The sequence below is a fragment of the Pseudomonas avellanae BPIC 631 genome (genome assembly GCF_000444135.1).
GTDB classification, from domain to species: Bacteria; Pseudomonadota; Gammaproteobacteria; order Pseudomonadales; family Pseudomonadaceae; genus Aquipseudomonas; species Aquipseudomonas avellanae.
Window position 1 is genome coordinate 20,456 of sequence record NZ_ATDK01000213.1, and the last position, 12,911, is coordinate 33,366.

At 59.4% G+C, this 12,911-nt stretch carries 11 protein-coding genes; 6 read left to right on the top strand and 5 right to left on the bottom strand.

All coding sequences use genetic code 11. The features are described from left to right. The first annotated feature begins 64 nt into the window (after positions 1-64). From secA to DW49_RS0108115, 4 genes are all read left to right on the top strand, one after another. A complete protein-coding gene (gene secA / locus DW49_RS0108100; RefSeq protein WP_003377655.1) occupies positions 65-2,806 on the top strand; it encodes a preprotein translocase subunit SecA in 2,742 nt (913 codons plus the stop codon). 111 nt (positions 2,807-2,917) lie between these two features. Further along, positions 2,918-4,135: a bifunctional glutamate N-acetyltransferase/amino-acid acetyltransferase ArgJ gene (argJ, locus tag DW49_RS0108105; protein ID WP_005620288.1), complete on the top strand. Its 1,218-nt coding sequence runs from the start codon at positions 2,918-2,920 to the stop codon at positions 4,133-4,135. 57 nt (positions 4,136-4,192) lie between these two features. Beyond that, positions 4,193-4,819 (top strand): glutathione S-transferase family protein, encoded by a 627-nt coding sequence (locus DW49_RS0108110; protein WP_005620286.1) that lies wholly within the window; start codon positions 4,193-4,195, stop codon positions 4,817-4,819. Between the two features lie 2 nt (positions 4,820-4,821). Beyond that, positions 4,822-5,772, top strand: coding sequence for a Nudix family hydrolase (locus tag DW49_RS0108115; RefSeq protein ID WP_005620283.1), 951 nt, complete (start codon positions 4,822-4,824; stop codon positions 5,770-5,772). Positions 5,773-5,899: 127 nt separating this feature from the next. Here DW49_RS0108115 and DW49_RS0108120 read toward each other — a convergent pair whose 3' ends face one another. The 3 genes from DW49_RS0108120 to DW49_RS0108130 are packed head-to-tail and all read right to left on the bottom strand — an operon-like array spanning position 5,900 to position 9,495. Beyond that, complete coding sequence (locus tag DW49_RS0108120) at positions 5,900-6,478, bottom strand: cob(I)yrinic acid a,c-diamide adenosyltransferase (RefSeq protein WP_005620282.1); 579 nt, start codon at positions 6,476-6,478, stop codon at positions 5,900-5,902. Positions 6,479-6,493: 15 nt separating this feature from the next. Next, positions 6,494-8,530: a sensor histidine kinase gene (locus DW49_RS0108125; protein WP_005620281.1), complete on the bottom strand. Its 2,037-nt coding sequence runs from the start codon at positions 8,528-8,530 to the stop codon at positions 6,494-6,496. Positions 8,531-8,574: 44 nt separating this feature from the next. Continuing rightward, on the bottom strand, positions 8,575-9,495 hold the full coding sequence (locus DW49_RS0108130; RefSeq protein WP_005620279.1) for a putative 2-dehydropantoate 2-reductase: 921 nt from the start codon (positions 9,493-9,495) through the stop codon (positions 8,575-8,577). Between the two features lie 169 nt (positions 9,496-9,664). Here DW49_RS0108130 and DW49_RS0108135 point away from each other — a divergent pair, with 169 nt between their 5' ends. Both DW49_RS0108135 and DW49_RS0108140 read left to right on the top strand, forming a co-directional pair. Then, complete coding sequence (locus DW49_RS0108135; RefSeq protein ID WP_003380977.1) at positions 9,665-10,144, top strand: YajQ family cyclic di-GMP-binding protein; 480 nt, start codon at positions 9,665-9,667, stop codon at positions 10,142-10,144. A gap of 122 nt (positions 10,145-10,266) precedes the next feature. After that, on the top strand, positions 10,267-11,097 hold the full coding sequence (locus DW49_RS0108140) for a mechanosensitive ion channel family protein (RefSeq protein ID WP_003380976.1): 831 nt from the start codon (positions 10,267-10,269) through the stop codon (positions 11,095-11,097). A gap of 118 nt (positions 11,098-11,215) precedes the next feature. Here DW49_RS0108140 and DW49_RS0108145 read toward each other — a convergent pair whose 3' ends face one another. Both DW49_RS0108145 and DW49_RS0108150 read right to left on the bottom strand, forming a co-directional pair. Further along, positions 11,216-11,731 (bottom strand): hypothetical protein, encoded by a 516-nt coding sequence (locus DW49_RS0108145; protein WP_024419759.1) that lies wholly within the window; start codon positions 11,729-11,731, stop codon positions 11,216-11,218. A 36-nt stretch (positions 11,732-11,767) separates the two neighbouring features. Further along, positions 11,768-12,911: type VI lipase adapter Tla3 domain-containing protein (locus DW49_RS0108150; protein ID WP_241478693.1), on the bottom strand; the 1,144-nt coding region annotated here is incomplete at its 5' end.

A 12,911-nucleotide genomic window follows, 5' to 3' on the forward strand; every position in this document is an offset into this window, starting at 1 on the left:
TCTGGGCTGCACGGGCGACTCACGGGGCCGCCCTCCATTCCTATGTGTGGAAGATCCTGTCGATATGTTTGCGCCTTTGTTGAAAAAACTTTTTGGAAGCAAGAACGAGCGTGAAGTCAAACGCATGCTCAAGACGGTACAGATCGTCAATGCCTTCGAAGAGCAAATGGTGGCCCTTTCGGACGAGCAATTGCGCGCCAAGACCGAAGAGTTCAAGGCCCGCATAGCCAAAGGCGAAACCCTCGATCAATTGCTGCCTGAAGCCTTCGCGGTGGCCCGTGAAGCGGGCAAGCGTGTCATGGGCATGCGCCACTTCGACGTTCAGTTGATCGGCGGCATGACCCTGCACGAAGGTCAGATCGCAGAAATGCGTACCGGTGAAGGTAAAACCCTCGTCGGCACCCTGGCGGTGTACCTCAATGCGTTGTCCGGCAAGGGCGTTCACGTGGTTACCGTGAACGACTACCTCGCTCGCCGCGACGCCAACTGGATGCGCCCGCTGTACGAATTCCTCGGGCTGACCGTCGGTATCGTCACGCCATTCCAGCCGCCGGAAGAGAAGCGCGCCGCCTACGCTGCCGACATCACCTACGGCACCAACAACGAATACGGCTTCGATTACCTGCGCGACAACATGGCGTTCAGCATGGACGACAAGTTCCAGCGCGAACTCAACTTCGCCGTGATCGACGAAGTCGACTCGATTCTGATCGACGAAGCGCGTACGCCGTTGATCATCTCGGGTCAGGCCGAAGACAGCTCCAAGCTGTACACCGAAATCAACCGTCTTATCCCCAAGCTCGAGCAGCACATCGAGGAAGTGGAAGGCGAAGTCACCAAGCCGGGCCACTTCACCGTTGACGAAAAAACCCGTCAGGTCGAGCTCAACGAAGCCGGTCACCAGTTCATCGAAGAGATGCTCACCGAAGTCGGCCTGCTGGCTGAGGGCGAGAGCCTGTATTCGGCGCATAACCTGGGCCTGTTGACTCACGTCTATGCCGGTCTGCGTGCACACAAGCTGTTCAACCGCAACGTCGAGTACATCGTTCAGGAAGGTCAGGTGCTGCTGGTTGACGAGCACACCGGTCGTACCATGCCGGGTCGTCGCTTGTCCGAGGGCCTGCATCAGGCTATCGAAGCCAAGGAAAACCTGAACATTCAGGCCGAAAGCCAGACGCTGGCCTCGACCACCTTCCAGAACTACTTCCGTCTGTACAACAAGCTGTCCGGCATGACCGGTACGGCCGACACCGAAGCGTTCGAATTCCACCAGATCTACACCCTGGCGGTGATGGTCATTCCGCCGAACAAGCCATTGGCGCGTAAAGACTTCAACGACCTGGTCTACCTGACCGCGGAAGAGAAGTACGCAGCCATCGTGACCGACATCAAGGCCTGCCTGGCCGAGAATCGTCCGGTACTGGTCGGCACGGCGACTATCGAAACGTCTGAACACATGTCCCGCCTGCTCAACAATGAAGGCATCGATCACAAGGTTCTGAACGCCAAGTTCCACGAAAAAGAAGCCGAAATCATTGCTCAGGCCGGTCGTCCGGGTGCGCTGACCATCGCCACCAACATGGCCGGTCGCGGTACCGACATCCTGCTGGGCGGCAACTGGGAAGTCGAAGTCGCCAACCTGGAAGATCCGACCCCCGAGCAGATCGCACAGATCAAGGCTGACTGGCAGAAACGCCACCAGCAGGTGATTGAAGCGGGCGGCCTGCATGTGATTGCCTCCGAGCGTCACGAATCGCGTCGTATCGACAACCAGTTGCGCGGTCGTGCGGGTCGTCAGGGTGACACCGGTTCCAGCCGTTTCTACCTGTCGCTTGAAGACAGCCTGATGCGCATCTTCGCTTCTGACCGGGTGAAGAACTTCATGAAGGCGCTGGGCATGCAGTCCGGTGAAGCCATCGAGCACCGCATGGTGACCAACGCCATCGAAAAAGCGCAGCGCAAGGTGGAAGGTCGTAACTTCGACATCCGCAAGCAACTGCTCGAGTTCGATGACGTGGCCAACGAGCAGCGCAAAGTGATTTATCACATGCGTAACAGCCTGCTGGCTGCCGAGAACATCGGCGACACCATTGCCGACTTCCGCGAAGAAGTGCTCAATAGCCTGATCAGCCAGCACATCCCGCCGCAATCCCTGCCAGAGCAGTGGAACGTTGCCGGGCTGGAAGCTGCACTGAACACCGACTTTGCCGTGAAAATGCCGATCCAGCAGTGGCTGGACGAAGACGACAACCTGCACGAGGACAGCCTGCGCGAGAAAATCATGGCGCAGCTGCTGGTCGCGTACAACGAGAAGGAAGATCAGGCCAGCGCCGAAGCGTTGCGTTCTTTCGAGAAGCAAATCCTGTTGCGTGTCGTCGACGACCTGTGGAAAGACCACTTGTCGACGATGGACCACCTGCGTCACGGTATTCACCTGCGCGGTTACGCTCAGAAGAACCCGAAGCAGGAATACAAGCGCGAGTCCTTCACGTTGTTCCAGGAATTGCTGGATTCGATCAAACGCGACACCATTCGCGTGCTGTCGCACGTGCAAGTGCGCCGCGAAGATCCAGAGGAAGAAGAGGCACGTCTGCGTCGCGAAGCCGAAGAGCTGGCCAGCCGTATGCAGTTCGAACACGCACCAGCGCCGGGTCTCGATCAGCCGCTGCCTGATGAAGAGGGCGGCGAAGTGCCGGTAGCTGTGGTCTCCGAGCCAATTCGCAACGATCAGAAACTGGGTCGTAACGAGCTGTGCTGGTGTGGCTCGGGCAAGAAATTCAAGCACTGTCACGGCCAGATCAACTAAGCCTGTGACTGTGTAATACCTGCGCCGCGACCGGCTTGCCCGTCGCGGCGTTTTTTCATTGATTGCCGTACCGGAATGGACGGCGCCACACTCCTTGAGGAGCACACCCCGATGGCTGTTGGTCTTGGTCCTTTGCCTGCGCTGCACCCGGTTCCCGGTTTTGAACTTGGCATTTCGTCTGCCGGCATCAAACGCCCGGGGCGCAAGGACGTCGTGGTCATGCGCTGTGCCGAAGGCTCCAGCGTGGCTGGTGTATTCACCTTGAATGCGTTCTGCGCGGCGCCGGTCATTCTGGCCAAACAACGCGTGCAAGGCAACGTGCGTTACCTGCTGACCAACACCGGCAATGCCAACGCTGGCACCGGTGAGCCGGGTCTGGTTGCAGCACGTCGCACCTGTGAGGCGCTGGCGCAACTGACTGGCGTTGATGCGTCGGCGGTGCTGCCTTACTCGACGGGCGTGATCGGCGAGCCGTTGCCGGTGGAAAAGATCGAAGGTGCACTGCAAGCCGCGCTCGACGATCTGTCTGTGGATAACTGGGCCGCTGCGGCGACCGGGATCATGACCACCGACACGCTGCCCAAAGGTGCCAGCCGCCAGTTCACGCACGACGGCGTGACCATCACGGTGACCGGCATCAGCAAAGGCGCAGGCATGATCCGCCCGAACATGGCGACCATGCTCGGTTACATCGCCACCGACGCCAACGTCTCGCAGAGCGTCCTGCAGGACCTGATCCGTGACGGTGCCAACAAGTCGTTCAACCGCATCACGATCGATGGCGATACCTCGACCAACGATTGCTGCATGCTGATTGCCACCGGCCAGGCTGATCTGCCTGAAATCACCGAAGCCAAAGGCTTGCTGTTCGAAGCCTTGAAGAAAGCCGTGTTCGACGTGTGCATGGAAGTCGCTCAGGCCATCGTGCGTGACGGCGAAGGCGCGACCAAGTTTGTCACCGTGGAAGTCAACGGGGGTGGCAATCATCAGGAATGCCTGGATGTCGGTTACGCCGTCGCCCACTCGCCGCTGATCAAGACTGCGTTGTTTGCCTCCGACCCTAACTGGGGTCGCATTCTGGCCGCTGTCGGCCGTGCCGGTGTGCCGGACCTGGACGTGAGCAAGATCGACGTGTTCCTGGGTGGCGTGTGCATCGCCAGCCAGGGTTGCCGCGCCACGACCTACACCGAAGAGCAGGGCTCGGCGGTCATGGCCGAGGCCGAAATCACCATCCGTATCGAACTGGGTCGTGGTGATTGCAGTGAAACCATCTGGACCACGGACCTTTCTCACGAGTACGTGAAGATCAACGCCGAATACCGCACCTGATTCAATGTCTGGCGTGGGGTCATCCTGACTTCGTGCCGGACTCAATGGAGCTGAACCATGAGCCTGCATCTGATTATCGGCGACAAACGCTACTCCTCCTGGTCGCTGCGCCCCTGGCTGGTGCTGGAAATGACCGGTGCGCCCTTCACCGATCAAGTTATCCGCCTCAACCAGCCTGATACCCGCGATAACATTCTCCAGTATTCGCCGACCGGCAAAGTGCCTGCGCTGCAGTGCGAGCACGGTACGATCATTGATTCGCTGGCCATTTGCGAATACCTGGTCGAGCGCTTCCCTGACGCCGACTTGTGGCCGCGTGACATCGCCGCTCGCGCCCAGGCTCGTTCGGCCTGTGCGCAGATGCACAGTGGTTTCGTCAGTCTGCGCTCTAACATGCCGATGGACCTGCGTCGTGACCAGGCGCTGGAAGTGATTTCTGTCGACACCCAGAACGACATCGACCGCATCGTTGCGCTGTGGGCCGAGTGCCGCGCTGCTGCTGTCGAGACGGGCCCCTTCCTGTTTGGTCAACCGAGCATTGCCGATGCGTTCTTTGCGCCGGTGGCGATTCGCCTGCGCGGCTATCGTGTCCAGTTGCCTGCCGAGGCGCTGGCGTACGTTGAAACCCTCTACCAGTGGCCTGCATTCAAGCGCTGGCAGCAGGCTGGTCTGGAGGAGTCCTGATCGTGAAACGAGTTCATGTGGCCGCCGCCGTCATTCGTGGTACCGACGGCCGGGTACTGATCGCCCGACGCGCCGACATTCAGCATCAGGGCGGCCTCTGGGAGTTTCCTGGCGGCAAGGTCGAGGCGGGCGAGACTGTCGAGATGGCGCTTGCACGTGAGCTGCAGGAAGAACTGGGCATTGTGGTGACGGTGGCGCGTCCGTTGATCAAGGTTTGCCATGATTACCCGGACAAGCAGGTGCTGCTTGATGTGTGGGAGGTGTCGGCCTTCACGGGCGAACCGCACGGTGCAGAAGGGCAGCCATTGGTCTGGGCGAGCCCTCGTGAGCTGGCCAATTACGACTTTCCGGCAGCCAATCAGCCGATCGTCGCCGCGGCACGCTTGCCCGGCGAGTACCTGATCACGCCCGAAGGGCTGGACAACATCGAGTTGCTGCGCGGTATGCAGAAGGCCATTGCAGGCGGAATCAAGCTGGTGCAACTGCGAGCGCCGGGTGGCTATGACCCGAAGTACCGCGATCTGGCGGTGGATGCGGCAGGTTTGTGTGCAGGCAAGGCGCAACTCATGCTCAAAGGCCCTCTGGAGTGGCTGGGCGACTTCCCTTCCGCTGGTTGGCACCTGACGGCACAGCAACTGCGCAAGTACGCCAGTAATGGGCGTCCGTTCCCCGAGAGTCGCTGGCTGGCTGCGTCCTGCCACAGCGCCGAAGAGCTGGCACTGGCAGAGCAGATGGGCGTGGATTTCGTCACCCTGTCACCGGTTCAGCCCACCCTGACTCACCCGGATGCACAGCCGCTGGGTTGGGAGCAGGCGGCGCAATTGATCGCAGGCTTCAACAAGCCCGTCTTTCTGCTGGGCGGCGTAGGCCCTGCGCAGCGCCAACAGGCCTGGGAAAGCGGCGCACAGGGCGTGGCGGGAATACGCGCGTTCTGGCCTGACAAGATCGTTTGAGTCGCACCAGAGGACGCGGAGCGTCCAGAACGGCATACGACGCAGAGCGTCGCACGATGGTTGAAGTTATCGTTCCGCACGCTCCAGCGTCGGAACGCCTCGTGTCACAGGTCTGCGAATTGGCCTATCAAACCGGCTTGGGCGCGGGCTCCCAGAGTATCTCGGCGATGCCTTGCCTTCTGGCGATCAGTCGCGCAGCGACGAACAGCAGGTCCGACAGCCTGTTGATGTACGCAAGCCCGGCGCCTTCCAATGGCTCGACTGCGTTCAAATGCTGGCAGCGGCGTTCGGCGCTGCGGGCCAAGCTGCGGCAGATGTGCGCTTGGGCGATCAACGTCGAGCCACCGGGCAAAATGAAGTTTTCCAGCGGCCCCAGCTCTTCATTCCACACATCAATGGCCGCTTCCAGCCGCTTCACCTCTGCACTGTTCAGCGCCTTGTAAGTCGGCATCGCCAGCTCCCCGCCCAGATCGAACAGCCGATGCTGGCAGGGCACAAGCACCTCGATCACTTCGTTAAGCGCCGGCACGCGCCGAGCCTCATCAACAAGCCCCGCCAGCAACAGCCCGAGCTGACTGTTGAGCGTATCGACCTCACCGATCGCTTCGACGCGTGGATGGTCCTTGGGCACCCGACGGCCGTCGCCCAGTCCGGTTTCTCCGGTGTCGCCAGTGCGTGTGTATATCTTCGACAAACGAAAGCCCATTGCTACGATTCCTGATCAAGACTTGGAAATGACCTGCTGCTGAACATTCACCTGATTGGCTACCAGCGGTAAGCGCAGGGTAAAGCAGGTGCCCGTGCCGAGGGAGGACTGCACCTCCATCTGGCCTTTGTGGTTGTTGGTGATGATGAAGTACGACACCGACAGACCCAGCCCGGTGCCCTGACCAATCTCCTTGGTGGTAAAGAACGGCTCGAACGTACGTTTGCGAACGCTCTCCGACATGCCGATGCCGTTGTCTTCCACCTGAATCTCGGCCCACGGCGGATTGAGACGAGTGCGCAGGATAATTCGTCCGGGCTCCTCGCTCTCGGGTCGCTGGTGAATCGCCTGAGCAGCGTTTTTCAGCAAGTTCAGCAGCACTTGCTCCAGCTCGTTGGCGATGCACGGCACCGGACCGAGCTCCGCGTCGAACTGACGAATGATGTGCTGGCCCTTGAAGTCGAAACCGATGGTCAGGTCGAAGTCGTTACTGGCGATCTCCACGGCCTGATCAACCAGTGCCGGCAAGTCGCTGGGCGACAGCTGACGGCTGCTCAAACGGCTGAAGTTGAGCATGTGGCTGACGATTTTCGCAGCTCTTGCACCGGCCTGCTGAATGCCGTCGAGCAGCTTCGGCACGTCGCGGCTTTCCAGGTAAAGATTGACCTGCGCCAGATCGATGCCGTCGGCCTCGGCCTGTTCGATGTTCTTTGGCAGTTCCGGAGACAGGCGCCGTCGGATGTTTTGCACGTTGTGCAAAATCGCCCCCAGCGGGTTGTTGATCTCATGCGCCATGCCCGCCGCCAGCCCGCCGACTGACAGCATTTTCTCCGACTGCACCATCATTTCTTCCAGGGAAATACGCTGGGTGATGTCATCGATGCGGATCACTACGCCGCGCCCGGCATCGCCGGTCAGCGGGTAGAAAGTCAACGCATAGTGGCGCGTCTCATCGTTCTTGATCCAGTTCACACGCTCGATCTTGGTCACACTGTGCCGCTCGACCGTGTGCTTGATCTGCGGCAAAAACGAACGCATCGGCTCGAATGCGAGAAAAATCGGCTGATTCAGCGCCTCGTCCAGCGTCGTCCCGGAAAGTGCGGTCGCCTCCTGATTCCACTGGGTCACGTACAACTGCTCATCCAGCGCGATCATCGCCGAAGGCATCGAATCGATGATGCTATTGAGGTAGTTCTGAAAACCGGTGAGCTTCTTCTCGATCTTGCTGCGCACCTGAACTTCCAGCTCCAGCTTGCGGTTGGTGTGGCGGGTTTCCTCGGCCAGCCCCTGGGCCTGATCGTAGGCTTCCTGGGAATCGTCACGGGCGCGCTTGAGTTGCTGCTCGCGCGCCTCGATTCGCGACAACATGGTATTGAACGCCTCGGCCAGACTGCCGATTTCATCGACGTTGCCGGGCTCCGCGCGCAAGGCGTAGTTTTCTTCGCGGGTCACCTGCCGAGACAACTCTTCGAGTTGGTAGATAGGCTCGGTGATCAAGCGCCTGATCTGCCGCGCCACCACCAGCCACAGCAACACGCTGAACACCAGAATGCCAAGGCTGGCGGTCAGCGTGCCGGTATAGAACGCGGGCGGCAGCTCGCTGCTGGCTACCAGCAACAGATGCCCGGGCGGCTCGTCTCCCTTGGGCACGGTGATCACCTGCGTGCTGCGAAACTCGGTCAGGCGCCAGCTATCGAGGTCTTTGAAGTGCCTGGGCAGTTCAAGGCTCTGACCCTGTTGCATCTGTTCAAGCCGCTCGCCGTCGTTGTCATACAGCGCGGCCGCTCTTAGCGGCCCGTAGCTTTTCAGCTCCTTGAGCAGGGCGCGTGCCTCGGTCGGCGAGTACAAGGCCCGCTCGTTTAGGTTGGCGCTGCTGATCAGCCGGCCGATGGTCTGCAAGGCCTGTGGCGCCATCGCCTCTTGAGAGATGTAATAGGCGGCGCCGATGAAGGTCAGGTTGGCGACCAGCAGCACGGTGGTCATCAGGACCAGCAGCGCAGCCAGCAGTTTCTGACCGACCGGCAGGTTTTCCAGGCGTTGACGCAAAGGCATTGGGCGAGCCGCATTGAGGTGTGATGCGAGCAGGGTAGCGCGGGCTAGTCAGTACGCAAACCCTTGCGTGCCAGATGGGCTGTCAGATGCATCTGTAATTGCTGCAAGTACGGTGTCGGGCAGCCATTGCTTAACGCCGCTGCGCAGGCGTACCCCAGCAGATAGCTGATTTCGGTTCGGCGCCCGTGAAGCACGTCCTGATACATGGATGAGTAATTGGCCGCCGTCGCCTGGATAACGCGCAGCACCTCATCGTGCAGCCCCAGCACGGCGGCTGGCTGACCGCAACAGGCCAGCAGCTCGCTCAGCTCGGCGCAGAGCGTCGCCACCTCGTCGCCGTGGTCCAGCAACCCGCCGTTACGGCAGTCGTGCAGCACCGTCAGCGGGTTGATCGCGCAATTGAGCGCCAGCTTGCGCCACAGGCGGGTGAGGATGTCGGGCGTCCATTCATGGGCAATGCGGCTGTCGCGCACATCCTGCAACAGTGACGGTGCCATCGGGTTCGACACATCGCCCAGCCAGGTAAAACCCTGGCCGGCGAACCTGACGCGCCAGTCCGACTCCATAAACGCGCCCTCGGTACTGGACGCGAACAGGCAGCGGGCATAGGGAACTCGCGCAGCCACCGCGTCCTGACTGCCCAGACCGTTCTGCAGCAGGATCACCTCGGCATTGGCCGCAAGGCGCGTTGCCACCTGCGCAACCGCCTGTTCAGCGTCGTACGCCTTGCAGGCAACCAGAAGACGCTCAATAGGCTCGTTGTGCGCAGCAGTTTGCGCCTCGATCGGATAAGCCTGGGCCACGTCGCCCTCGACCAGCGTCACGCAGCCGCCATCGGCTTCATACGTGGCCAGTCTGGCGGCGTCGCGCAGTATCAGGCGCACTGGAAAGCCCGCCCGTGTCAGCCGCGTTGCCCACAGGCTGCCAAGGCTGCCCGCACCGAGTACATGCCAGATAATGGCCATCAGCGCGGCACGATCACGTACTGAAACGGTCTGCTGAACGTGAAAACAGGGATGTGCATGAAAGGCTCACAGTGAACGCAGGAAAAGTCTCGTTATAATGAGCGTTCTTTCACACCGTCAAGTCATGCGTGCCCAAATCGTGCGCACGCCGTTTATCTGGAGAACATACATGCCCTCGTTCGACGTAGTGTCCGAATTGGATAAACACGAAGTCACGAATGCCGTCGACAACGCCATCAAAGAGCTGGACCGCCGCTATGACCTTAAAGGCAAAGGCACGTTCGAGTTCAAGGAACTGACCGTTACGCTGACCGCCGAAGCCGACTTCCAGCTGGAAGCGATGATCGAGATTCTTAAGCTGGCGCTGGTCAAGCGCAAGATCGACGGCAAATGCCTGGAAGTCAAAGACGCCTACGCATCCGGCAAACTGATGAAGCAGGAAGCTGTACTGCGCGAAGGCATCGACAAGGAGCTGGCGAAGAAAATCGTCGCTCACGTCAAGGAAGCCAAACTCAAGGTCCAGGCCGCCATTCAGGGCGAGCAGGTACGCATTACCGGCAAGAAGCGCGACGACCTGCAAGAGGCCATCGCTGCACTGCGCGCCTACGATTCGGGCATGCCGCTGCAGTTCAACAACTTCCGCGACTGAATATTTGCACTGAGCGCCGGGGAACCCTGTGTCACCCGGCCAGTCCGAATCGCCTTGAGCGTTGAAGCGACGGCAGCCCGCCGCCGCTTCGATGTCAGTTCGTGACGGGTAAGGAGATAACGATGGATTTAAACGCAGAAGTCGGTCATCTGTGGCAAGCGTCGCAGGCGTGGATTCCGATGATCATGGAATACGGCAGCCGTTTGCTGCTGGCACTGGTCACACTGTGCGTAGGCTGGTGGCTGATCAACAGGCTCACCGGCAAACTGGGTGCGCTGCTGGCGCTGCGCCACGCCGATCTGGCCTTGCAGGGCTTTGTCAGCAACCTGGCGAACATCATTCTGAAAATCCTGCTGGTGGTCAGCGTCGCATCGATGATCGGCGTCGAAACTACCTCGTTCGTGGCCGCTATCGGTGCTGCCGGTCTGGCCATCGGCCTGGCCTTGCAGGGCAGCCTGGCAAACTTCGCGGGCGGCGTGCTGATTCTGCTGTTTCGCCCGTTCCGCATTGGTGACTGGATCGAAGCTCAGGGTGTCGCGGGAACCGTCGACAACATCCAGATCTTCCACACCGTGCTGCGCACCGGCGATAACCGCACCGTGATCATGCCCAACGGCAACCTGTCCAACGGCATCATTACCAACACCAACCGACAGCCGACCCGCAAGATCTCGTTCGACATCGGCGTCAGCCATGATGCTGATCTGAGAAAAGCACTGCAGGTCCTGCTGGACATGGCCGACGACCCCCGCATATTGCAAGACCCGGCCCCGCAGGCCGTGGTGGCAACGCTGGGCGAAAACGCAATCACCCTGTCGCTGCGCGTCTGGACCAAGACCGGCGACATGGGCGACGTGAGCTCGATGTTCAACATCGAAGCGCGTGACCGCTTGAAGGACGCAGGCATCGAGATACCTGCGCCGCAGCGCATGCTGCGGGTGGTTCAGGAGTAGAGGTTGGTGCGGTAAGAGGAGGCCCTGGCTTGTAAGAGTCGGGGCTTTTCTTTATTTGCAGGTTGAGGAAAAGACTATTTCCATGGTCGATGACTGTCTCTCCGGCACGAACAGTACGTTATTTGCTGTAAATGTAACCGTCGTCGTCCTCATCTTCCTCGTCGATATCCTTGAGTGTTTCTTGATGAGGTACCGGGTAAAGACCCAGTACGGCCGCTACTCCCGCAGATATGCCCATGAGGAAGGGGGTAGGCTCGGGATACTGCGAAAGTTTTCGATCGGGATCCTCAGTGGGATTAACGCCGCTGCCAGCGGGGAGCTTCATTATCTTCATGCCATCCGCGGTAAGAATGCAGCGAGGCGGGACTATCTTGCCTTCAAACATTTCCACTATTTCGGCAGTGGGTAACGGCGTGAGTGGTTCGCTGACCTGTGCGCCTGATTCGCGATGCGTGAACAAGAAATTCTCGCCGCTTTTCTCGATACGAATCCTTGGGTGATTCTTGGGCTTTGTAGCGTAGTCACCCATCAACTCGTCACACGGGGACACGGACTCTTGCGTACAGCCCGCCAATAGAACCATCCCGGCGACTAAATGCATCCCTACGACGGCCTGACAAAAACGCGTGTACATATTTCTTCCTTGTTCCAATTGAGGGTGCAGTGACCGTTAAGGCGAACCATAGGTAAACGGGTCTGCGCCACGGTTCTGGCTGTTCTTCGCCTTGCGGGCTTCATCGGGTGGGCGGACCATTTGCACGGTCAGGCTGCCATCTGTGCCTGCGTAGACCACGGCACTGACGCCGCCGTCCTTGTAGCTGGCGATGGTCGCCAGATTGATCTCGACCAGCGCACCGCTGACCCCGGTATTACCCAGACGGCGACCGATGTCGTAACCTTCTTCAACATTGCCCAGTTCAAGGCCGTGGCCGTCCTTGTTCAGGTCGTGCAGGGCGTTGTTCAGAGCAATTTCGGCTTCAGGGTTGTTGGTGCTGTCGTAGAACACCCGCACAGGTTTCTGGCCTTCTGGCAGAGTGTCCAGCGCCTGAATCCAGGCGGCTTGCAGTGCTTTGGCTTGCAAGGCCGGTTTCAGGCGCTTGCCGTTTTCATCCTGCATGGACGCCTTGATCGGACGATGCAGGTAGCCGAGAACCGGCGCGGCGTCGAACTCCTTGACCTGATGCTGCCCCCAGCGGATCGGCAGCCAAGGGGAGGGCTCGAAGTTGCCAGGACCACGGTTGCTGATGGTTTTCCAGAGGGTGGGGAGTTGGGATTGCCAGTAGGCGGTGGACATGGTGCCTGGGCCTAATGGATCTTTAATTCCTTTAGTCTTCTGCGCGTCCTGATAGACTTTTCTGAATTTACGCGGCTGCTCCCAGTAGAAAGCCCAAAGCTTGCCCAGATCGGTATCTTTGTTCTGGTTGTCTTCTGCGTCGTTAGTCGCATAAGGACGAATGTAGCGATCCACCCGGTCCGAGCGAGTAATCAGCAGACCTGTCATGCTTTCGAATACTGTTGGCACTACTTGAGTATTTTTTTGCAAGCCTGGGGTACCGCGTTCGCGATATAGGTTCCGCGTTACGTCACCGTCTTCGCTTGCGATAAGTGCCTGTGGCACTTTCGGGTTATCTTCAAAAAAACCAAACAGCCGCTCAATCATACCTTGTGCGTAGTTGGTATTTTCGTCTTCTTGCCAGAGAAACTGTGTGACTCCTAGTGTACTGTTTTCGAAATAAGTTACCCATAACCTGCAAGCTAAGCTATTGATAAGATTTGAATTTTCCGTTAGTTGGTGGCTGATTTTTTCGAAAACA